Origin of the sequence: Pantoea sp. F_5 (assembly GCF_008631595.1) — a bacterium.
GTDB classification, from domain to species: Bacteria; Pseudomonadota; Gammaproteobacteria; order Enterobacterales; family Enterobacteriaceae; genus Pantoea; species Pantoea gossypiicola.
In genome coordinates this window covers 37,573-59,191 of sequence record NZ_VWUO01000007.1, presented here as the reverse complement: position 1 = coordinate 59,191, position 21,619 = coordinate 37,573, and the positions used below count along the sequence as shown (strand labels likewise).

The window sequence follows — 21,619 nt, the reverse complement described above, 5'->3', positions numbered from 1 at the left end:
GGTTAATGGCCTGGCTGAAGTCTGTTTTGACGTTCCACGACGCCATGCCTGGGTTAAAAAATGAACTACGCTACAATCACCGAACAGGGTTGCCAAAGAAAGCGCCGCAACCTTTAATCCCGGACTGTTTCCAGGCTTATAAAGTCGTGACTACAGGGAGAGCTTGCTATGTCGTTTTATGATACACACGATGAAACAACCCCTTTGGCTCCGGTTGAAACCCGATATCAGGAGTTAAGGGCACTTTTGATTGCTCAGTGGCTGGCCCGGCCCGATCTGCCCGCCATTAAAGCCCAGTTAGCTCAGGCGAGAAAACGTTCCTCATCTGCCCTGTTGCGGCGTAAGCTGAAAGAGCTGAATGCGCGTGAAACGCAGGAAGCTAAGGTACTCGATTAGCGCTTAAAGGCCCGATAAACGGGCCTTTCGTATTTTAACGGCTTCCCGCCACCCACAGAGCACTCACCTCTACTCCGGAAAATCCGTCTCCACCGACGTCTTTTTCCACGCTTCGATCTCAGCCAGACGCTCTTTGAGCTTGCTGGTAACGGCGTCATGGCCCCAGGCCCCCATTACCAGATGGCGTGGCGGGTTGTCATGTTCGGTGATGGCGATCATTGCCGTGGCAGCCCGCGCCGGATCGCCTTTCTGAGTACCGCTGTATTCGGCGGTGGCTTTCATCCGCGCAGCCGCGGTCTCTGCATATTCCGGCAAGTGACTCGGCGTCTGATGCAGTGAGCGTCCGGCCCAGTCGGTGCGGAACGGACCAGGCTCGACGCAGGTGACGTGAATACCCAGCGGCCCCGCTTCCAGCGCCAGTGAATCGGACCAGCCTTCCACCGCATGCTTGCTGGCAGAGTAGTAGCCTGAGCTGGCAAAGCCAATCAGGCCTGCCACGGAGGTAATGTTGATGACATGACCGCTGCGCGCCTTGCGCATCGCAGGCAGCACGGCGCGCGTCAGGGCGAACAGGCCAAAAACGTTGGCATCAAACTGGGCGCGGATTTCACTTTCCACACCCTCTTCCACCGAACTCTGATAGCCGTAACCGGCGTTGTTTACCAGCACATCAATGGTGCCAAAGGCGTCCAGTGCTGCGCTGACGGCCTGGTCGATGCTCGCCTGACGGGTCACATCCAGCGCCACCGCCAGTGCGTTATCGTGTCCTTCAACCAGATCGGCAATCGACGACGTATCACGCGCCGTCACCACCACGTTAAAACCACGTGCGATGGTCTGCTGCGCCAGTTCACGACCAAAACCGGTCGAACATCCCGAGATTAACCAGACAGGGCTGGAATGAGCAGTCATGTTAAGACTCCCGATAAGTTTGATGATGTGGTTTAAGACCCGGACGCGACTGCATCCGGGGATCAAGATTAGTGAGGCGCGACCGCCTCACTTAGCCCTTAATGCTTTTTATGAAACAGCTGACTGGCGGTGTCGCTGATGATCTGCGCCGCCCCGCGATCGCCCTTCACCATCGACGCCATAAAGGCTTTTGCCTGCTTAAAGGTGATGTGCGGCGGTAACGGCGCGACCTCCGGATCGGTTTTCACCTCCAGCAAGACCGGACGATCGGCGCGGAGCGCACGCTGCCAGGCACCGGCCAGATCGTCAGGATTATCGACATAAATTCCGACCATCCCCAGCGACTGCGCAAACTCGGCATACTTCACGTCCGGCAGCTGCTGCGAGGCATCAAAGCGCGGATTACCCTCCATCACGCGCTGCTCCCAGGTAACCTGATTAAGATCCTGGTTGTTGAACACGCAGACGATCAGGCGCGGATCGGCCCACTGCTGCCAGTATTTCTGGATGGTGATCAGCTCGGCCATGTTGTTCATCTGCATCGCGCCGTCACCCACCAGCGCCACCACCGGTTTCTCCGGGTGAGCAAATTTCGCCGCAATCGCGTAAGGCACCGCCGCGCCCATACAGGCCAGGCCGCCGGAGAGCGAGGCGCGCTGCCCCTGCTTCACGCGATAGTCGCGGGCGAACCAGTTAGCGCAGGAGCCGGAATCCGATGTGACAATAGCGTTGTCCGGCAGTTGCGGTGACATCTCCCACACTACCCGCTGCGGATTGACCGGATTAGCGGGTGCCATGGCGCGCTCTTCCATCAGCGTCCACCAGTCACGCACCTGAAGCGCAATATCCTCCTGCCAGCTGCGGTCCTCTTTGTGGGTCAGCAGCGGCAGCAGCGCACGCAGGGTTTCAGCCGCATCGCCATGCAGATTGACTTCGCTGGGATAGCGCAGGCCAAGCATGGCCGGGTCGATGTCAATCTGCACGGCACGCGCCTTGCCTTCTTCCGGCAGGAACTCCGTCCACGGAAAGCCACTGCCGATCATCAGCAGGGTGTCGCAGTTCTGCATTAAATCAGATGAAGGTTTGGTGCCTAGCAGGCCAATCGAGCCGGTGACAAAAGGTGCGTCGTCCGGCAATACATCTTTGCCAAGCAGCGCTTTTGCCACGCCTGCACCCAGCACATTGGCGACCTGAACCACCTCAACGGCGGCGTCGCGTGCGCCTGCGCCAATCAGAATCGCCACTTTTTTACCGGCATTAAGCACCTCGGCGGCACGTTGCAGGTCCGCTTCGTAAGGAGTGACTTTAGGACGCTGATAGCCGCTGCCGGAATGGGTAAAGCCGTGCAGATGTTGCGGCGGCTGCCACTCTTCATCCTGAATATCTTTAGGGATGATAATCACCGCCACGCCGTTTTGCGCTTTGGCGATGCGAACGCCACGGTCCAGCAGATGGCGCACCTGCGTCGTGGTCGAGGCTTCCTGAACGAAGTTGGCGACGTCCGAGAAGATGCGATCCAGGTTCATCTCCTGCTGGTAACTGGCACCGCGCGCGGTCGCCTCTGCCTGTCCGGCAATGGCCAGCACCGGGGCATGGTCCATTTTGGCATCATAGAGTCCGGTCAGCAGGTGGGTGGCACCCGGCCCGCCAGTCGACAGGCAGACGCCCAGCTCACCGGTAAATTTTGCGTGTCCGGCCGCCATAAAGGCCGCCATCTCTTCATGACGCACCTGAATAAATTCGATGCCGTCGCCTTTGGCGTTCGCACGCTGAATCGCCCCCAGCACGCCGTTAATCCCGTCTCCCGGATAGCCGTAAATGCGTGTGACGCCCCACTCTTTCAGGCGCTGGACAAAAAAATCACTGGTTTTCATGCTCATCGTCGCGTTTCCCCTCGTTGTCCTTACAGACTTAAAGCGTAGTAGACGATGAGCCATCGCCGTTAACTGTTGGCCATTGCCGGGTATCGCTGACGCAAATCACTGAATATTTGCGCCATATCCGCCGTTTCGCCTGTCTCCTCCACGGCACGGAATACCTGGGTTTTCAGGAAGTGACGCCAGCTCACCGGCGCGGTTGCCAGAAAAGTCGTCAGTAACCGATAACGCTGAGGCGTCCAGAGCGTTTCAAAGCGCTGGCGTGCTTCACCATGCTCAAAATGGTGCGCAGGCTGCTGTGGCATGTCGGCACGCAGGCGTTCTGTCGCTTCACGATCCACGCGGTTATCCACGACCACTACCCCATACTGCGCCCTGGCCGCCGCCACGCTGAGATAGCCGCAGCGCACATCCTGCATGACCGCCTCACTATTACGCTGCGATGGCAGGCCGTAACCGCCCGCGCCGGGACCGCGTACGTCGACCACATCACCCGGCTGGCAGTGGATCACATCGGTGTTACCGTGATTAATAACCTCTCCGTTGCGCCGGGTACGGAAGGTCGACAGCGCGCCGCTCTGCCCGCCCACTACACCCGCCGAGGCAAACACTGACCGGTTACGGTTGCGCGCGGTGATCGTGGTATTGGGGGCGAAAATTTCAAACGCCATTTCGGTGGCTAAGCCGCCGCGATAGCGACCGGCACCGGCGCTGTCCTGCGCCAGGCCGTAGCGATGGAAGCGAATCGGCACTTCCGCTTCGTTGATCTCAATCGGGGTATTTTTCAGAAAGGCGGAAAGCCCGCCGGAACCGTCGGGTCCATCATGACGCGGCGTGCCACCTGCGCCGCCGCCCACCGGACCCAGTGAGGCGACCACGCTGCGGTTGTGCGTCTGGGTGCGGATGTTCATGATCGAGTTGCCGCCCGGTGAATTCGCGGGCAGACGGTCTGGCATCGCCAGCGAAAAAACGCCAATCGTTGCAATCTGCGACAGCGCACAGGTCAGCGAGCGCATCCCCACCGCCGCAGGCGCTTCGCAGTTCATCACCGTGCCTGGCGGCAGAATTGCCCGGGTGGGTCGTAGCGTACCGGCGTTAAGCAGCAGCGAACGGTCCAACGTTGATAGCACATAGGTGACGCCCACCAGCGCCAGCGGATGCCGCTCGCGCCCGCCGGTCGGCATGTTCAGCGACGACGCCAGCTGCGGATCGCTGCCGGTATAGTCCAGCTCCAGCCGATCGCCCTGCACCCGCAGCGTAATGGCGATGCGGCAGGGATAGCCGCCCTCGCCATCTTCATCGGCGTAGTCGGCATAAAAGTATTCACCGTCGGGAATGGTACTGATAATCGTGCGCGCCTGCGCTTCGGCGTAATCGAGAATGCCCTCAATGCCCTGCAAAAAATCATCAATGCCAAACCGGGTAATGATGTCGTGGATTTTGCGCTCGCCCACGTTCACCGACGCCAGCTGCGCCTTAAAATCGCCCCAGTTCTGGTCCGGCACCCGGACGTTGAGCCGCATAATGCTGGCAACCTCCTCGTTGAGCTGCCCCTGTTGCATGATCTTCAGCGGCGGGATGCGGATCCCCTCCTGCACGATATCGGTCAGCGCACGCGACAGCGAGGCGGGCACTGCGCCGCCGACGTCGGTGTTATGAATGTGACCCACCACGAAGCAGACGATTTCGCCCTGATGGAACACTGGCTTCCAGATGTGGATATCGGGCGAGTGAGTCGCCACGTTGCCGGCATAGGCGTCGTTGGTGATGCAGATGTCGCCCTCGGCGTACTCCTCTATCAGCGCCAGCACCGGCGCATAGTCGATGCCGCTGTACCAGGGCGCGCCGAAGCTGCGCGGCGAGGCAAATGCCAGCCCGCTGCGGCTGACGATCTGGCAGGAAAAGTCTTCCGTCTCTTTCACGAAGGTGGAGTGCGCGGTGCGCATCAGCGTAAAGGCCATCGCATCGGCCGCGGCGGCGCAGTAATTCGCCAGGATCTGTAAGTTACGTCCGTCAATCGCCATGTTATGCCTCGTTCGCCGTGATGAGCAGATTACCGAATGAGTCGACCGTGACGCCCATGCCGGGCGGCACGCAGGTGGTGCAGTCGTCCTGGGCGATGATGACCGGGCCACTGAGCTGATGTCCGGCGCGCAGCACAGAGCGCAGCACTAAATCGACCTGATGCCAGCCGCCGTCGATCCAGGCTCTGGTCTGTTTCAGCACCGGCACGGGTGCTGTGGCGGAGGGAAGTGTATTGAGTACCGGTTTCGGCGTCGGCGAGGCGATGACCAGCCGCAGATTAATCAGCTGCACGGGTGCCTGCGGGTCGCAGTGACCAAACAGCTGCTGGTGCTGACGATCAAAGGCGTCATGCAGCGCAGCGAAGTTCGCCTGTGCCAGCCAGCTCGCCTCCAGCGGCACGTCGATCTCAAATGACTGACCGCGATAGCGCATATCCGCACTGAACTGCAGGCTGTATGGCATATCGCTGCCGTGCTCCTGCGTCAGCCAGCCGCAGGCGCGCTGCTGCAAGGCTACGGCTTCACTGGCTAAGGTGTCGGCCAGCGCAGGGGTCAGATCGCCATAGAGCGTGCGGATAAAGTCGTTGCGGATGTCCGCTACCAGCCCGCCCAGCGCGGAGAGCACGCCCGGCGTCGGCGGCACGATTACTCCTTTCATGTTCAGTTCGCGAGCGAGAAAACAGCCCATCATCGGTCCCGCGCCGCCAAAGGCCAGGAACCAGAATTCACGTGGATCGAGGCCAAAGCGTGACAGCAGGCCGCTGGTGTCGCTATACATGCTGGAGATCGCCAGCTGGATAGCGGTCTCGGCGGTTTCTTCAACCGAAATCGCGAGCGCATCCGCCAGCGGCTGCCAGGCGGCACAGGCGGCGGCGACATCCACCGTCACCGCGTCATAACCCAGTGCGCCGTGGCCCATCATGCCGCAGGCGGCAAAGGCATCGGTAGCGGTCGGCTGCGTGCCGCCGCGCTGGAAGCAGACCGGCCCGGGTAGCGAACCGGCGCTGTCCGGCCCCATCTGTAATACGCCCTGCCCATCAATCCACGCCAGCGAGCCGCCGCCCTGACCCACCGAAGTCACAGCGACGGAAGGAATAAAGATCGGGAAATCCCCGATGATCTCGCCGTTGCCCTGCGCCACCTTGCCGTCGATGATCACCGCCACGTCGGCGCTGGTGCCGCCGATATCCAGGCTGAGAATTTTGTCAAAACCGCAGGCGCTGGCGAGGTAACTGGCACCAATCACGCCGGAGGCGGTGCCGGAGAGCACCATCTGCACACATTCGCGCTTCGCCTGGTCGACGCCCATGACCCCGCCGTTGGATTTGGTGATGCGCGGCGGCGGCTTCACGCCAAGCCGTTGCAGTGCCTGCTCAAAGGATTCCAGGTAGTGGATCACCATCGGCTGCACGTAAGCGTTGATGGTGGCGGTAATGGTGCGTTCATATTCGCGGATGATCGGCCAGATGTCGGCGGAACAGGAGGTCAGCAGTTCAGGTGCCACCTCATCGATAATCGCTTTTACCGCCGCTTCATTGTGTCGGTTGCGATAGCTGTGCAGCAGCGAGACCACAATGCCCTGACAGCCGGCGGCGCGTGCCTGATCGATAGCGTCGAGCACGCTCTGGCGATCCACGGGTTGCAGTATGTTGCCCTGCGCGTCACTGCGTTCGCGGATGGCAAACACCCTGTCGCGGGTAATCAGCGGTGCTGCACGCCGTGAGAAAAGGTCGTGGATATGCGGAATTTTCAGCCGGGCCAGCTCCAGCACATCGCAGAAGCCCTCGGTAGCAAACAGCGCCAGCCGCACGCCGCGCCGCTGGATCACCGCGTTGATGCCTGTCGTGGTACCGTGAGTGAAGTAGCCAATCTCAGCGGGATCAATGCCCTGCTGCTGCTGAAACTGCGCCAGCCCGGTTAAGATTTCGCTGCCGGGCTTGTCCGGTCGCGACAGGACCTTCAGGGTGTGGATCTGGTTCGTTTGCTGATCGAGCACGGCGAAATCGGTAAAGGAACCACCAATATCCACGCCAACGCGGTATCGCATATCGGGTTAACTCCAGTGTCAGGAAGGGGGAAATTCCATCAGCGTCTCGGGATGCTGCACCACACGCCAGCCGAGCCGCTGGTAGACCTGATGCGCATCCTGGGTTGAGAGCATCCAGCGATGCACCGTTTGCAGCTCCGGGTGTTCACGAACACAGGTCGCCAGCCAGCTACCCAGTCCGTGACCACGCCAGTTTTCATCAATCATCACGTCGCACAGCCAGCCAAAGCGGGTGTAGTCGGTGATCAGTCGGGCAAAGCCAATCTGTGCCTGCTGGTGATAGAGGCCAAACGGCAGGGAACCGGCAATCGCCCGCCGGGTTTTCGCTTCCGGCTGGCCTTTGGCCCAGTAGGACTTCTCCGCCAGCTGGATGTGGATCCAGGCCAGATCGAGCCGCTGGCGATCGGTAGAGACAGTGAACGCATCGCGCTGCCACTGCTGGTCAGCAATCTGTAATGAGTCCATGACAACTCCTTGTATCGGTTGAATTCAGTGTAAAAGGCTTCGCTCAACGATTAAGGCCGTAGCACGCGACAAAACCGGACAGAGCGACTGAATTTTGGGCAGGGAAAAAATTTTATGCTGAGGGAAAAATCGCAAAGGTTAAAGGGCAAAAGGAAGGACCGTCTGTGAGCAACGTTAGTTGAGGTGAACAGCAGACAGAAACAATGCGTGTGGCCGCCCTCTCCACCGGGGAGGTGGCGAGGGGCGACCGCCCGTTATACGCCGAATTCGACCGAATTATGTTTGCCGATGAGCGATCGCAACGGCACGCTGCTTTTCATGATGGGGGATTTGATGACGATATAGCTGAAGTACTTATCGATGCCGATCTGCGCGTCGAGCATCTTCTCAATCACTTCCTGGTAATGTTCAATGCTGCGGGTAATAAAGCGCAGCAGATAGTCATAGCCGCCGGTGATCAGATGGCACTCCATCAGTTCATCGACGTCGCGCATCGCACTTTCAAATTTCATAAAATCTTCGCGGCGATGGCCGGACAGGGTGACTTCGGTAAAGACGGTCACTGAATCGGTGATGCGGGTGAGATTAATGTGCGCTTCATAACCGGTGATAAAACCGGCCTGTTCCAGACGTTTGACCCGTTGCAGACAGGGGCTGGGCGAGAGGCCTACGGCGTCGGCGAGGTTAACGTTGCTGATACGGCCATCTTTCTGGAGTTGCACCAGGATGTTGATGTCGATGCGGTCGAGTTTCATTAAGCCGTTCATAGCACCCCCCTCATTGTCAGAGCCTGTTGGGCCAGGCGCGCAATCAAATGTTCAGAACCTCCCGAAGATATAACATGCTTTACTGCAAACGCGCCAGCGCTTCGCAGTGGTTATACCAGCGGGAGATTTTCAAATTAATCCAACAAAATCAATGAGGAACAGGGTTTAACCCAGCCGCCCGGTGGCACGGGCCAGCGCAATATCGAAAATATGCAGCGCCTCTTCCAGCTGTGAGTCGGTGGTAACCAGCGGTGCCAGGAAACGGATAGTGTTCCGATGCAGGCCGCACTTAATCAGCAGCAGCCCTTCCTGACAGGCGCTGTCGAGGATCTTCTGGGTCAGCGCCGCATCGGGACGGCCGGTTTCGAAATCGAGGATTTCCACCGCCTGCATAAAGCCCACGCCGCGCACGTCACCAATGCAGGCATATTTATCCGCCAGCTGTCGCAGACGGGCATTGAGCTGTTCACCGAGCTGACAGGAACGCTGCAGCAGGTTCTCATGCTCAAACAGATCCAGCACCGCCAGCGCCGCCGCACAGCCCAGCGCGTTGCCGCCATAGGTGCCGCCTAACCCGCCAGGCGTGGGCGCATCCATGATCGCCGCCCGACCGACTACGCCGGAAATGGGCAGACCGCCGCCCAGACTTTTTGCCAGAGTGATTAAATCCGGTTTGATACCCAGCTGCTGGAAGGCGAACATCGTGCCGGTACGTCCGAAGCCGGACTGCACTTCATCACAAATCAGCAGAATACCGTGCTGGCTGGTAATGCGACGCAGCGCCTGCATAAAGGCTGGCCCGGCTGGCAGGAAGCCGCCATCGCCCTGAACCGGTTCAATGATAATCGCCGCCACACGCTCCGGCAGGATTTGCACCGCGAATAGCTGATCCAGCGCCTTCAGGCAGTCCGCTTCCGTCACGCCGTGCAGTGGATTCGGGAAGGGAAGACGATAGATGTCGCCGGGGAACGGGCCAAAGTTCTGTTTGTACGGCGCGGACATGCCGGTCAGGGTGACGCCCAGCAGCGTGCGGCCATGAAACGCGCCATCAAACGCGATGATGCCGGGGCGCTGGGTGTGTGAGCGGGCAATTTTCACCGCATTTTCCACCGCTTCGGCACCGCTGGTGAAGAAGACACTTTTGTACGCCTCATCGCCGCCCACCAGTTTATTCAGCCGCTGCGCCAGCTCGATGTAGCCCGGATAGGCCACCACCTGAAAACAGGCGTGTGACACCAGACCAAGCTGGCGGGTCACTGCATTGACTACCGCCGGGTGATTGTGGCCGACATTCAGCACGCCAATACCGCCAACAAAGTCAAGATAGCGATTGCCCTCAACGTCCCACACTTCACTGCCTCTGGCGCGTTCAATCACCAGCGGATGGGCGGTCACTACACCGCGCGGCACGTTCTGCTCGCGTGCATCCAGTAACAGGCTGTTATCGGAGTATGCTTGCTGCTCTGCCATGACATTCTGCATTTTAAACCCTCATCCACGTAACGTTCGGTTGGCTCAAGTATCGCAACCCGCTGGTTTCTCACGCTGCCGTAATTCCCGAGGCAGCGGCATTTCCTGTCAAAATCCCGCTGCATTCAGCAGGGAAATTTCTCTGCCAGTGCCTGGCGTACCAGCGCGACAAAAACGTTAACGCCATGGGGGATCAGCGCATCGTTAAAGTCATATGCGGCATGGTGCAATGGCTTACAGGGCGACGATCCCAGCCACAGATAGGCACCGGGACGCGCCTGAAGCATAAAAGCGAAATCTTCCGAGGTGAGCGCGGGTCTGGCCGCGGCGTCAGCCGGGATGCCTGCCTGCGTCAGCGCTTCAAGGCAAAACTGCGCTTCCGTCGCGCTGTTCATCGTCGCCGGGTAGTAACGCTGATAGCTCACTTCTGCGTGCAACCCATGAGCCGCCGTGACGTGCTCTGCCATCTGGCGAAGCCGTGCTTCAATCGTATCCTGCGCCGCCGGGCTAAAGGTACGCACCGTGCCGGTGATACTCGCCTCGGCCGGGATCATGTTGTGTGAAAAGCCGCCCTGCATCCGTGTGACGGTAAGCAGCGCGGTTTCGCACGGATCCAGGGCGCGAGAAACCAGCGTATTGAGCTGTACCACCAGCTCGCTGGTCGCCAGCAAAGTGTCACGCGTCAGGTGAGGCTGCGCGGCGTGACCACCGCCGCCCAGCACCCGGATATCAAAGCGGTCGGCTGCTGCCATAATCGGGCCAGGGCGAGTCTGTACCTGACCGAGCGGCAGTTCCGGCCAGTTGTGAATGGCGTAGACCGCCTCACAGGGAAAGCGACTGAACAGACCGTCGTCGATCATCGCTTTTGCACCCGCCATTCCCTCTTCAGCAGGCTGGAAGATAAAGCAGACGTTGCCGTCAAAGCTGACGTCCCGTGCCAGTTTTTCAGCGGCACCCAGCAGCATCACGGTATGACCATCGTGGCCACAGGCATGACTCACCTGCTCTGCCTGACTTTGCCATTCCGTGCCGCCCTGGTCCTGCATCGGCAGCGCATCCATGTCGGCGCGCAGGCCAATCATGCGTTTACTGCTGCCCTTCTTCAGTATCCCGACCACGCCGGTTTTACCCATGCCGCGATGCACCTCGATGCCCAGCTGGTGCAGAAAGTTCGCCACGATGTCGCTGGTGCGCTGCTCCTGGAAACCCAGCTCCGGGTGCGCATGCAGGTCGCGGCGCAGTGCCACTAAATGTTCCATCTTAATATCCTCGCGAACGGTCAATCTCACCGTGCAGCGGCTCGCCACGCTGATAGCGCCGCAGGTTCTCCAGCAGGGCCGCAATGGCACTCTCATTCTGCGTCTGGCTGGCAATGTGCGGCGTCAGCCAGATAGCGGGATGGTGCCAGAACGGATGGCCCGGCGGTAACGGCTCCGGATCGGTGACGTCAATGACGGCGGCACGCAGCTGACCGCCTTCCAGTGCCCGCAGCAGATCGTCATGATTCAGCTGCGGGCCGCGCCCGGCCTGCACCAGCGCCGCGCCGTGCGGTAGCTGGCTGAACAGAGACTGATTCAGCAAACCCTGGGTGGTGTCGGTCAGCGGCAGCAGGCAGACCAGAATCTCGCTGTGCGCCAGAAAGTCAGCGAGTTGATCTGCGCCGTGCCAGCAGCGGACACCGGGGCACTCGCGCGGTGTGCGGCTCCAGCCTGCGCAGTCAAAGCCCAGCGCCACCAGCTGCGCTAACGCGGCCTGACCCAGTTTGCCCAGCCCCATCACGCCGACCCGACGTTGCCCGGCAGGTATAGCTGCATGAGGCAGCCACTGCTGCTGGTGTTGCTGATGGAAATAGCGCGGCATGTCGCGATGCAGACCGAGCACCGCGAAGGTGACATATTCCACCATGCCCTGCGTCAGGCCCGGCTCGATCATTCTGATTACCGGCAGGTCGGGCGGCAGCGCGCTGAAGTCAAACTGGTCGGCACCTGCCCCCACCGAGAAAAGCAGTTTCAGCCGGGGAAACAGCGCCGGAATGTCAGCGGGAGGCTGCCAGGCGACCAGCGCTTCAACCTGCTCCGGATCACCGGTCTCCGGCCAGAGATGCAGCTGAATATCAGGCGAATGTTCCGCCAGCCAGCGCTGCCAGATCCGGCCTCGTTCCGGCTCCGATTTATAGACGATATGCATCAGGCCATCGCCTGCGTCATGAGTCCAAACGCCTGCATACCCTGCGGCGTCCAGGGCGTGCCGCGCACCATGGTGGTGGGCGCATCGACCTGAGGAATACCCAGACTTTCAAGCCAGGCCGCCATCGGCAGCGCGGCGTCGGTGTCGATGCGCAGAAATTCACCCTGCAGCGACTGCATCAGCGAGGCGACCAGTGCCTGAGCGGCCGGAAAGTCTGCTGCGATCACCGGGCCTATCGCCCAGCCGTGACCAAAGCGGCGCAGGCTGGCGAAGCCCTGAATCTGCTGCTGCGCATCCTCTAAAATCACTGTCTGGCAGTCGCGCAGCAGATGCTCAATCAGCGCCGGGCGATGCATGCCGTGTGCCTGCTGATCCAGCGTCACCAGCGTGCCATGATCGGCTGCTGTCGCCGGGCGCAGTTTCAGCCCCGCGGGGATCACCACTTCTGGCAGCGTGGTCAGGGCACGCGTCTGGTGCTGGCGGATCTCACCACAGCTCACAAAACCGAGCTTCTCATACAGCCCTTTGCCCATTTCGGTGGCGTGCAGACGCACATTGTAATCAGGCAGTTTTTCCAGCTGCGCCAGCATCAGCTGCTTGCCGAGGCCGCGTCCCTGCTGCTGGTTATCGATAATCACCAGTCCCACCGTGGCGGCACGGTCACCCCAGCGCCAGAGCACAGCGCTGCCAATCAGTTTGCCCTGCTCTTCTATTACCGTGCCCTCGCCCAGTTGTAACGCCAGCTGCCAGTCTTCACGGCGATGGGGCCAGTTCAGCACCTGGGTTAAGGTGAAACACGTTTCAATATCATCTGGCGTCATTGCGCGTATGGTCAGGCTCATTCGCGTTCTCCTTACATCATGCCTGGCGTGTCAAGTCCGCTGCCGTCAACCAGACGGCTGTAGCGGTAAGGGGTCGGATCAACGATGGGTGTAGCTTCGGTCGCAAGGTCAGCCGCCAGTCGTCCGGCTCCCGGCCCGATACCGAAGCCGTGGGCACTGTAACCTGCCGAGAGCACCAGCCCTGGCAGTTTCGCCACGGTGGAGATCACCGGAATGGCGTCCGGGGTACTGTCAATCATGCCGCCCCACGACTGTGCCAGCTTAAGATTCGCCAGCGCCGGATATTCACGCCGCATTGCCGCCAGTCCTTCCTCTACGATTTTTGCATCCGCTGCCGGATCAAGAATACGCATCCGCTCAAACGGCGACTCGCGGTCAAATGACCAGCCCCCCATCGCTTCAGGGCCGTTGAAGAACGGCGACAGGCCGAGATTCAGGGTCAGATTTTTGCGGCGACTTTTAAAGGTCGGATAGAACTGGCGGGCATAGCGCAGCCCCTGCGCGCCCGGCTCCAGACGTCCGCGACCCGAAACGGACACGGTATAGCTGCCGTCAATTTGTGGGCGGCAGGCAAAGCCCGGCGTGTAGAGCGGCATGGCGATCGCCTGCTCAATGGGCTGCGTGCGGAAGGCGGTGCCAATGACGTTACCCAGCGGCAGGTCGATGCCGTGACGACGGCAGAACATGGAGGTCCAGGCCCCGGCGGCACAGATAACCCGGCTGGTTTTGATCAGACCGCGTTCGGTCCAGACGCCGCTGACCCGACCTGCGGCGATATCCAGCCCGCGAACTGCGCACTGCTGAAACAGCAGTGCGCCCTTTTTCTGCGCGCCAGCCACCAGCCCCGGTGCAGCCAGGCGCGGCTCGGCGTGACCATCGGTCGGCGACGAGAGACCGCCCAGCCAGTTTGTGGTGCTGCCGGGCGTCATCGTTTTGGCCTGCTCTGCGGTGAGAATCGAACTGCGCATGCCATAGCCTTTTGCCATCTGGTTCCACTTATCCCAGGCCGCGATATCCGACTCTTCCTGGGTGGCGTATACCAGGCCGCTGCGGCGGAAACCCAGCTCTTCACCGGTTTCTTCACCCAGCTCACCCCAGCGTTGCAGCGCATAGATAATCAGTGGCAACTCACGCTCATCACGGTTTTGCTGGCGGCACCAGCCCCAGTTGCGGCTCGACTGCTCAGCGCCAACCAGCCCTTTTTCAATCAGCACCACCTTAACTCCCTGCTTCGCCAGCTCCCAGGTGGCGGCGGCACCGGCAATACCAGCGCCAATCACCACCACATCGGCGGAATCGGGAAAGTCAGCACTGTCCTGTACATAACGAATCGGTGCGGGCATAACACAATGACCTCTGTTGTCAGTATCGGGTCTGGCGCAGTGCGACATCGCCGCTGTACGCTGACCCACGCCGCCTGCCTTGCACATCAGTACTGCGCAGACGGATAAATTCAGTTGCCCGTAAGGCTCAGCGGCCACTCACTCCGCTTTTAAAATCTCTTCATGTTCATCCAGCCAGCCCTGACGCAGCTCCGGTACCGCGCGTTTCAGCCGCTCGAAATACAACTCGCTGGTCGGCTTGTCGTAGTCATTGCGTGCCAGCTGGGTAACGATGCGACCGCTTTTCATCACGACAATTTCGTCGCACACCGCGCGCACCGCATGCATGTCGTGGCTGATGAAGATCACAGAGAGTCCCAGCTCGCGGCGCAGTTCGCTGATTAAGTCGAGGACGGCGGCAGCGACCACGGTATCCAGCGCAGAAGTCACTTCATCACACAAAATCAGGTCCGGCTCCGCTGCCAGCGCACGTGCCAGGTTGACGCGCTGCTTCTGACCACCGGAGAGCGCCCAGGGACGCCGCCACAGCACGCTGCGCGGCAGCTGCACCAGATCCAGCAGCTGATAAAGTCGCTGCTGTCGGGCCGCCCCGCTCAGCCCATGAAACAGCGTCAGCGGTCGCGACAGGATGCGCTCAACGCTATGGGCCGGATTCAGCGCGGTATCCGCCATCTGAAAGACATACTGAATGCGCCGCAGCTCGTTGTCAGGGCGTTTCTGCATATCGCCGGCAATATAGTGACCGTTAAACAGGATATGCCCGTGGCTCGGCGCGTTGAGACCGGCAATGGCATGGGCCAGCGTCGTTTTACCCGAGCCAGACTCGCCGATGATGCCAATCGCCTGGCCTTTCCACAGCTTAAGGTTAATCTCCTCCAGAATGCGTATTTTCGGCTGGCCGTCGCTGTCGCGCGGGCCATAACCGGCATTGAGATCGCGCACTTCCAGCAGCGGCTGAATATCGGCGGCGGCCGGACACCAGTTGCTGGGCCGCTCTTTCTGCCGCGCTGCATCCATCAGCAGCCGGGTGTACTCCGCCTGCGGCGCGCCAATCAGGTGCGCGGTGCTGCCATACTCCGCCATTTTACCGCGCAGCAGCACCAGAATCCGGTCAGCCATCTGTGCCACCACGGCCAGATCGTGACTGACGTAAATCGCGGTGACGCCGCGCTGCACCACTACGCGGCGAAACGCCTTCAGCACTTCCACCTGGGTGGTCACATCCAGTGCGGTCGTGGGTTCATCAAGGATCACCACGTCAGGGTCGCCAATCAGCGCCATCGCCGTCATCAGACGCTGTAACTGACCGCCCGATACCTGATGCGGGAACCGGTCGCCAATGGTTTCGGGATTGGGCAGCGCCAGCTCCCGGAACAGGCCGATCGCTTTGGCTTTCGCGTCTTTGCGGGTCATCGTGCCGTGAATAACCACTGGCTCAATCACCTGGTCGAGGATCTTCATGCCCGGATTAAATGACGCCGCGGCGCTCTGGGCGATATAAGCGACCTTGTTGCCGCGAAACGCGCGCAGCTGGCCAGGCGTCAGACTGTTCACGTCGGTGCCGGCAACGTGAATATTGCCCTCAGCGATGCGGCAGCCGTTGCGGGCATAGCCCATCAGTGCCATGGCAATGGTGGTTTTTCCGGAGCCGGATTCGCCAATCAGCGCCAGCACCTCACCTTTCTGCACCGTGAAGTGAATGTCAGACACGAGGTCGATCTCTTCGCCGCGATCGGTCTGTGCGGTGACGCGCAGTTTATCCACCGAAATCACCGGCATGGCGGTATGTGGTGTCACGTTCATGCTCCCTCCTTCGCCAGCGTCATCGGACGCATCGCCTGCAGGCTGTCAATAAACAGGTTGGCACCAATGGTCAGGCTGGCAATCGCCAGAGCGGGCATCAGTACCGCGGGCGAGCCATCAAACAGCCCCTGCATGTTTTCACGTACCAGCGTGCCCCAGTCGGCGTACGGCGGCTGCACCCCCAGGCCGAGGAAGCTCAGGCCGCTCAGCAGCAGCACGATGTAGACAAAGCGCAGGCCAAAGTCCGTCAGCATCGGATGCACCATGTTAGGCAGGATATCGTGAATGGCGATATACCAGCGGCTTTCGCCCCGCAGCCGTGACGCCCGGACGTAATCCATGCTGCGCAGCGAGCTGGCCATAGCAAACGCGATGCGGAATGCGCCCGGCCAGTAGGTGAACACCGCCGTCAGGATCAGCATGGGCAGTGAGGAGCCAAACACCGCGACAATCATCAGCGACAGCACTTTGCCAGGCAGCACCAGCAGCGCATCGTTGACGCGGCCCAGCAGCTCCTCCAGCCAGCGTCCCGTTACCGCCGCCAGCAGTGCCAGCAGCGTGCCAATCAGGCTGGCCAGCAGCGCCGCACTCAGTGCCAGGCCGATGGAGAACTTCGCGCCGTAGAGAATCCGGCTCAGCATGTCGCGCCCCAGGTAGTCGGTCCCCAGCAGGTTATCGGCCGTCATGCCGCCCATCAGCGGGCCACCGCCGATGTCATCAATGCTGTGCGGGGCCAGTGGCGTGCCAAACACCGCCATCAGCAGCCAGAACAGCGACATGATCAGACCCAGCCGACCTGACCAGGAGAGCGACTGTAAGAAACGCCAGGGCAACAAGAGAGTATTCATGCGCTTCTCCATTTCGGGTTAAAGGCGATAGTCAGAATGTCGGCCGCCAGCAGCAGAACCAGGTAGCAGGCGGCGAAGAGCATCACGCAGAGCTGCACAACCGGCAGGTCGCGGTTACTGACCGCATCCACCAGCTGGCTGGCCAGACCGGGATAGCTGAAGATGGTTTCGATGATGATCACCCCGCCAAACAGGTAGGAGAGGCTCAGCGAAATCGCATTGGCGATAGGTCCGACCGCGTTAGGCAGCGCGTGACGCAGCACAGCACGCAGTGGCGATACCCCTTTCAGCAGCGCCATCTCCAGGTAAGGGCTGTCGAGCTGGTTGATAATGGCGGCCCGCGTCATGCGTGCCATCTGCGCCACCAGCACGCAGCAGAGCGTCAGCACCGGCAACGCATAGGCTTTGAGGTAGCTCAGCAGGTCGCTGTCCGGACTGCCGAACGACATCGCCGATACCCAGTGCAGCTTCACGGCGAAGATCAGCACCGCCACGGTCGCGACCAGGAACTCCGGCACGGCCACCGTCGCCATGGTGCCGATAACCAGCGCCCGATCAAGCCGGGAACCGCGATTCATCGCCGCGATAATGCCGATAATCAGTGCCAGCGGCACGCAGATCAGCGTGGTGATGCCCGCCAGTTCAAAGGTGGCGGGTATGCGTTGCGCTACCAGCTGCGAGACCGGCAGATGGCTGGCAAACGAGATGCCAAAGTCACCCTGCACCATACCCGTCAGCCAGTGGAGATAGCGCACCAGTAAAGGCTGATCGAGACCCAGCTGCTGCCGTAACGCCGACACCGTTTCCGGCGTGGCGTTCTGGCCGAGGATCATCTGCGCCGCGTCACCCGGCAGCAGGCTGGTGATGAAAAACACCACCGCCGAGACGATAAGCAACGTCAGGATGCCGGCACCAATGCGCCGGGCAATCAGGAACAGCATGTATCGGTTCATCGGCGAACTCCTTACTCAGATAAAATCAGGCTGACAGCCACGCAAACTCATGGAAGCGATAGCCCATCATCATGCCCGACGGCCAGGACTCGACCCCTTTGACCTTTTTGTTGTAGCCATCGGTGGAGCTGATAAAGGTCGGGATAATCGTGCCGCAGTGGTCATAAATCAGCGTCTGCATGTCGCCATACATCTGCTTGCGCTTTGCCTGATCGCGTTCTCCGCGCGCGGCGACCACCAGCTGATCAAACTGCGGATTTTTCCAGCCCGACTCATTATTCGGTGCGGTAGAGAGATAAAACTGTGAGAAGAGCATGTCGAGCGTCGGACGCGGATTTATCGAGCCATATCCCACCGGATCTTTCATCCAGTGCGAAGACCAGTAACCGTCATACGGCACGCGTCGCACTTTGATGTTCAGGCCTGCCCCGCGCGCCATCTGCTGGATCATCTGCCCACCTTCGTTCGCGCCTTCAATGTTGGGCGTCGTGATGATCTCTACTGTAGCGCCAGCCATGCCCGCTTTTTTAATGTGGAACTTCGCTTTTTCTATGTCGAGCGGACGCGGTTTGAGGTCGGCGTTGTAAAGCGGATGCCATGGCGGCACCGGCGTGTCATTACTGACGTCGCCGTAACCCTGCAGTACCGTTTTCACCAGCATTTCGCGCGGCTGCAGATATTTCATCGCCAGCACAAAATCCTCGTTGTTACCCGGCTTCATGTCGGTGCGGATAATCAGGTTGGTGTACATGCCTGATTTGCTCTCCAGTATGCCAAACTCGCTGCTGGCTTTAATGCGTTTGCAGTCCGCGGCGCTCAGGGTGGAGACCATCTGCAGATCGCCCGACATCAGGGCATTGACACGCGCCGCGTTGTCAGTGACGCCGATCAGCTCCACCTCATCCAGATGCGGCAGGCCGGGCTTGTAGTAATTGGGATTTTTGGTGCCGATGGTACGTGTGCCTGGCATAAAGGTTTTGCAGACAAACGGACCGGTGCCGATGCCTTTGCTGAAGTCGGTGGTGCCGTCTTTGACAATCAAAAACGGTGGCGTCGCCAGCATGTAAGGGACGTCAAAGTTGGCGCTGTTCAGCTCCAGTTGTACCTCGTTATCATTGACCGCACTGAAAGTTTTGAACTGATCGGCCAGCTTAAAGGCGATTGAGGCGATGGCCGGATCTTTGTGGCGGCTGAGCGAGAAGATCACATCTTTAGCGGTCAGGGGTTTGCCATCATGGAAGGTGACGCCCTTGCGCAGTTTAATATGCCAGGTGATACCGTCGCTGGATTCCACTGATTCGGCCAGCGCCGGTTGCGCCATCAGGTTTTTGTCCAGTTCGGTCAGACCGCTGTAGAACATGAACTGGCGGGTGTAGTCCGCGCTGTTGTTACTTTTAGCCGGATCGAGCGTGTCGGTGGCGGAGGCATTCGACATTGCCGCCCGCAGTTTACCGCCTTTGACCGGCTTGTCGTCCGCCAGTGCCGCACCGGAAAAGCCCACCAGCCCGCTGCTCATCACCGCACCGGCGGAAAGAATCTTCATCAGGCTGCGACGTGACAGCGAGCCTTCGGTGATCATGCGCGTCAGTGCCGGATTTACCGCATCAGCGTCGTTATTATCAAATTTACTCATCTCTCTACCCTCAATAGTCAGGCGAACCGGGATCATGTTCTGGCGGTGCTGGCAACCTGGCGGCCAGCACCCGACGGGACGTTAAGAAAGGCGATCCTTTGCTTTGTAATAGAGTCCTGCGAGCGGTAAAAACCATGGCTTGCCGTGATAACCTGGCAGCGCGGGCCATGCATCACGCTGCCAGGGATTTTCAGTGCGCTTTTCGGCCAGCAGATCGGCCATGACCCGCCCCATCCACACCGACATCTGCGTGCCGTGGCCGCTGTAGCCCAGCGAATAGAAGAGGCCATCCTGTTCACCCGCGTGCGGGAGACGGTCGGCGGTCATATCGACCATGCCACCCCAGCAATAATCCACCTCTGCCTGGCCGAGCTGCGGCAGCATCTGCTTCATCGCATGATGCAGGATCTCGCCGCTGCGCGAATCAGATGTCGGGTTGCTGACCGCAAACCGCGCCCGCCCGCCAAACACCAGCCGGCTGTCGGCCGTGGTACGGAAGTAGTTGCCGATATTCAGCGATGTCACGTAGGTTCGGTTATGGGGCAGCACCTGGCGCAGCAGCGCCGGGTCGAGCGCTTCCGTCACCACAATAAAGCTGCCGACCGGCACAATGCGGCGCTGAAACCAGGGGAAAGGGCCGACGTTGGAGCAGCCCGTCGCCATTAGCACTTTATCCGCCAGAAGGGTGCCCTGCGCGGTGTGAATCCGGTGCTGATAGCCCTTCAGACGTTCCAGCTTCGTCACGGCGTGGTGCGGGTAAATTTTCGCCCCGCTGCGGGCGGCGGCCTCAGCCAGCCCGATGCCAAACTTGCCCATGTGCATCTGACCACCACGCTTCTGCAGCAGGCCGCCGTGGAATTTGTCACTGGCGATTTCGTCGCGCACCGCCGTTTTGTCGAGCAATTCGATCTCGGGGTCCACAGTGCGACGCATCAGTTCATAAGCTTCCCGCAGCCCGGCGACATGCGACGCTTTGCTGGCGAGCTTGAGCTTGCCGCACAGCCGGAAGTCGCAGTCGATCGCTTCATCCTGGATCAGTTGCTGGACGTAGCTCACCGCGTCGTCAAATGCCCGGTAGAAGCGGCTGGCCTGCTCCAGACCCTGACTCGCCACCAGCGAGGCGAAGTTCTGCGCCACACCGGTATTGCAGTGGCCGCCGTTGCGTGCCGAGGCCTGGCTCATGACGTCGCCACTCTCCAGCAGCACCACGCTGATGCCGCTGCGCGCCAGGTTAAGGGCTGCCGAGACGCCAGTGAAGCCGCCGCCAATCACCACCACATCCGCCTGGGCGGGCAGCGGTTCGCGGGCAGCACCGGTAAAGGCGGGAGCCGTGGCCTGCCAGAACGATTCCAGTTTCATGGGGGGTCCTCAGAGTCCGACGACGCCAGGCAGGCCGCCGATATCTTTGATTTCGGTGTACTGGTAGTACGGGTTCGCCGGTTCATGACCGCGATTAACCCAGACTTTGTTTTTGATGCCGAGATCGTAGGCGGTCATCAGGTCATAGCGGAAGCTGGAGGAGACGTGCAGGATCTCTTCCGGGCCACAGCCAAGCTTATCCAGCATGTACTCAAAGCCCTTCATCTGCGGTTTGTAGGCACCCGCCTCTTCCGCCGTGATGGTCATGTGGATGGGCGCACCCAGACGCGGTATATGGTGCGGGATAAGGTCTTTCATCGAGTTGGTCAGCAGCACCAGCGGAAATTCTTTTGCGACTTTCGCCAGCCCGGCCGGCACGTCGGGGTGCGGCCCCCAGCTGGCGCAATCGGTGTAAATGAAGTCGCTGTCGGCTTTGTCCCACTTAACGCCCCACTTTTTGCAGGTGCGCTGGATGGCATTGCTGACCACGTCGTAATAAGGTTTCCATGCGCCGAGCACCTCATCCAGCCGGTAGCTGGCAAAGTCGGTGGTGAAGGCGTGCATGGCTTCAGGATCGACGCGGTCGCTGAAACAGCGTTCTGCCGCACCGGCCATATCGAAGCGAATCAGCGTGCCGTAACAGTCAAACGTGATGAATTTCGGTTTAAACAGTGCCATGTAACACCCTCGTCT

18 protein-coding genes are annotated in these 21,619 nt (G+C 60.2%); 1 reads left to right on the top strand and 17 read right to left on the bottom strand.

The window, feature by feature from the left end:
- The first annotated feature begins 168 nt into the window (after positions 1 to 168).
- A complete protein-coding gene (locus F3I44_RS10985; protein WP_150019399.1) occupies positions 169 to 396 on the top strand; it encodes a hypothetical protein in 228 nt (75 codons plus the stop codon).
- Between the two features lie 69 nt (positions 397 to 465).
- Here F3I44_RS10985 and F3I44_RS10980 read toward each other — a convergent pair whose 3' ends face one another.
- From F3I44_RS10980 to F3I44_RS10900, 17 genes are all read right to left on the bottom strand, one after another.
- On the bottom strand, positions 466 to 1,308 hold the full coding sequence (locus F3I44_RS10980) for an oxidoreductase (RefSeq protein ID WP_150019398.1): 843 nt from the start codon (positions 1,306 to 1,308) through the stop codon (positions 466 to 468).
- A gap of 98 nt (positions 1,309 to 1,406) precedes the next feature.
- Positions 1,407 to 3,188 (bottom strand): thiamine pyrophosphate-requiring protein, encoded by a 1,782-nt coding sequence (locus F3I44_RS10975; RefSeq protein ID WP_150019397.1) that lies wholly within the window; start codon positions 3,186 to 3,188, stop codon positions 1,407 to 1,409.
- Between the two features lie 62 nt (positions 3,189 to 3,250).
- Complete coding sequence (locus F3I44_RS10970) at positions 3,251 to 5,209, bottom strand: hydantoinase B/oxoprolinase family protein (protein ID WP_150013791.1); 1,959 nt, start codon at positions 5,207 to 5,209, stop codon at positions 3,251 to 3,253.
- A gap of 1 nt (position 5,210) precedes the next feature.
- Positions 5,211 to 7,256, bottom strand: a complete 2,046-nt coding sequence (locus tag F3I44_RS10965) for a hydantoinase/oxoprolinase family protein (protein WP_150019396.1) — start codon at positions 7,254 to 7,256, stop codon at positions 5,211 to 5,213.
- A gap of 18 nt (positions 7,257 to 7,274) precedes the next feature.
- Entirely contained in the window at positions 7,275 to 7,721 is a 447-nt protein-coding gene (locus F3I44_RS10960) for a GNAT family N-acetyltransferase (RefSeq protein ID WP_033783466.1), read from the bottom strand.
- A gap of 254 nt (positions 7,722 to 7,975) precedes the next feature.
- Entirely contained in the window at positions 7,976 to 8,488 is a 513-nt protein-coding gene (locus tag F3I44_RS10955) for an Lrp/AsnC family transcriptional regulator (RefSeq protein ID WP_010247853.1), read from the bottom strand.
- A 165-nt stretch (positions 8,489 to 8,653) separates the two neighbouring features.
- Entirely contained in the window at positions 8,654 to 9,970 is a 1,317-nt protein-coding gene (gabT, locus tag F3I44_RS10950) for a 4-aminobutyrate--2-oxoglutarate transaminase (RefSeq protein ID WP_150013787.1), read from the bottom strand.
- A gap of 113 nt (positions 9,971 to 10,083) precedes the next feature.
- Positions 10,084 to 11,217, bottom strand: coding sequence for a M20 aminoacylase family protein (locus F3I44_RS10945; RefSeq protein ID WP_150013785.1), 1,134 nt, complete (start codon positions 11,215 to 11,217; stop codon positions 10,084 to 10,086).
- A 1-nt stretch (position 11,218) separates the two neighbouring features.
- Complete coding sequence (locus F3I44_RS10940; RefSeq protein ID WP_150013783.1) at positions 11,219 to 12,145, bottom strand: glyoxylate/hydroxypyruvate reductase A; 927 nt, start codon at positions 12,143 to 12,145, stop codon at positions 11,219 to 11,221.
- Positions 12,145 to 12,987, bottom strand: coding sequence for a GNAT family N-acetyltransferase (locus tag F3I44_RS10935; RefSeq protein WP_150013781.1), 843 nt, complete (start codon positions 12,985 to 12,987; stop codon positions 12,145 to 12,147). The genes F3I44_RS10940 and F3I44_RS10935 overlap by 1 nt, the downstream gene beginning before the upstream one ends.
- An 11-nt stretch (positions 12,988 to 12,998) precedes the next feature.
- Positions 12,999 to 14,330, bottom strand: a complete 1,332-nt coding sequence (locus tag F3I44_RS10930; protein ID WP_150013857.1) for an FAD-binding oxidoreductase — start codon at positions 14,328 to 14,330, stop codon at positions 12,999 to 13,001.
- 138 nt (positions 14,331 to 14,468) lie between these two features.
- Positions 14,469 to 16,133, bottom strand: a complete 1,665-nt coding sequence (locus F3I44_RS10925; RefSeq protein WP_150013779.1) for an ABC transporter ATP-binding protein — start codon at positions 16,131 to 16,133, stop codon at positions 14,469 to 14,471.
- The gene (locus F3I44_RS10920; RefSeq protein ID WP_013358371.1) at positions 16,130 to 16,981 is read right to left on the bottom strand and encodes an ABC transporter permease; all 852 of its coding nucleotides are present in this window, start codon (positions 16,979 to 16,981) and stop codon (positions 16,130 to 16,132) included. Before F3I44_RS10920 ends, F3I44_RS10925 begins: the two co-directional genes overlap by 4 nt.
- Positions 16,978 to 17,934: an ABC transporter permease gene (locus F3I44_RS10915; protein WP_150013777.1), complete on the bottom strand. Its 957-nt coding sequence runs from the start codon at positions 17,932 to 17,934 to the stop codon at positions 16,978 to 16,980. Before F3I44_RS10915 ends, F3I44_RS10920 begins: the two co-directional genes overlap by 4 nt.
- Before the next feature lie 25 nt (positions 17,935 to 17,959).
- A complete protein-coding gene (locus tag F3I44_RS10910; RefSeq protein WP_150013775.1) occupies positions 17,960 to 19,567 on the bottom strand; it encodes an ABC transporter substrate-binding protein in 1,608 nt (535 codons plus the stop codon).
- Positions 19,568 to 19,648: 81 nt separating this feature from the next.
- A complete protein-coding gene (locus F3I44_RS10905) occupies positions 19,649 to 20,926 on the bottom strand; it encodes an FAD-binding oxidoreductase (protein WP_150013773.1) in 1,278 nt (425 codons plus the stop codon).
- A 9-nt stretch (positions 20,927 to 20,935) separates the two neighbouring features.
- Complete coding sequence (locus tag F3I44_RS10900) at positions 20,936 to 21,604, bottom strand: haloacid dehalogenase type II (RefSeq protein WP_150013771.1); 669 nt, start codon at positions 21,602 to 21,604, stop codon at positions 20,936 to 20,938.
- Between the last annotated feature and the right edge of the window lie 15 nt (positions 21,605 to 21,619).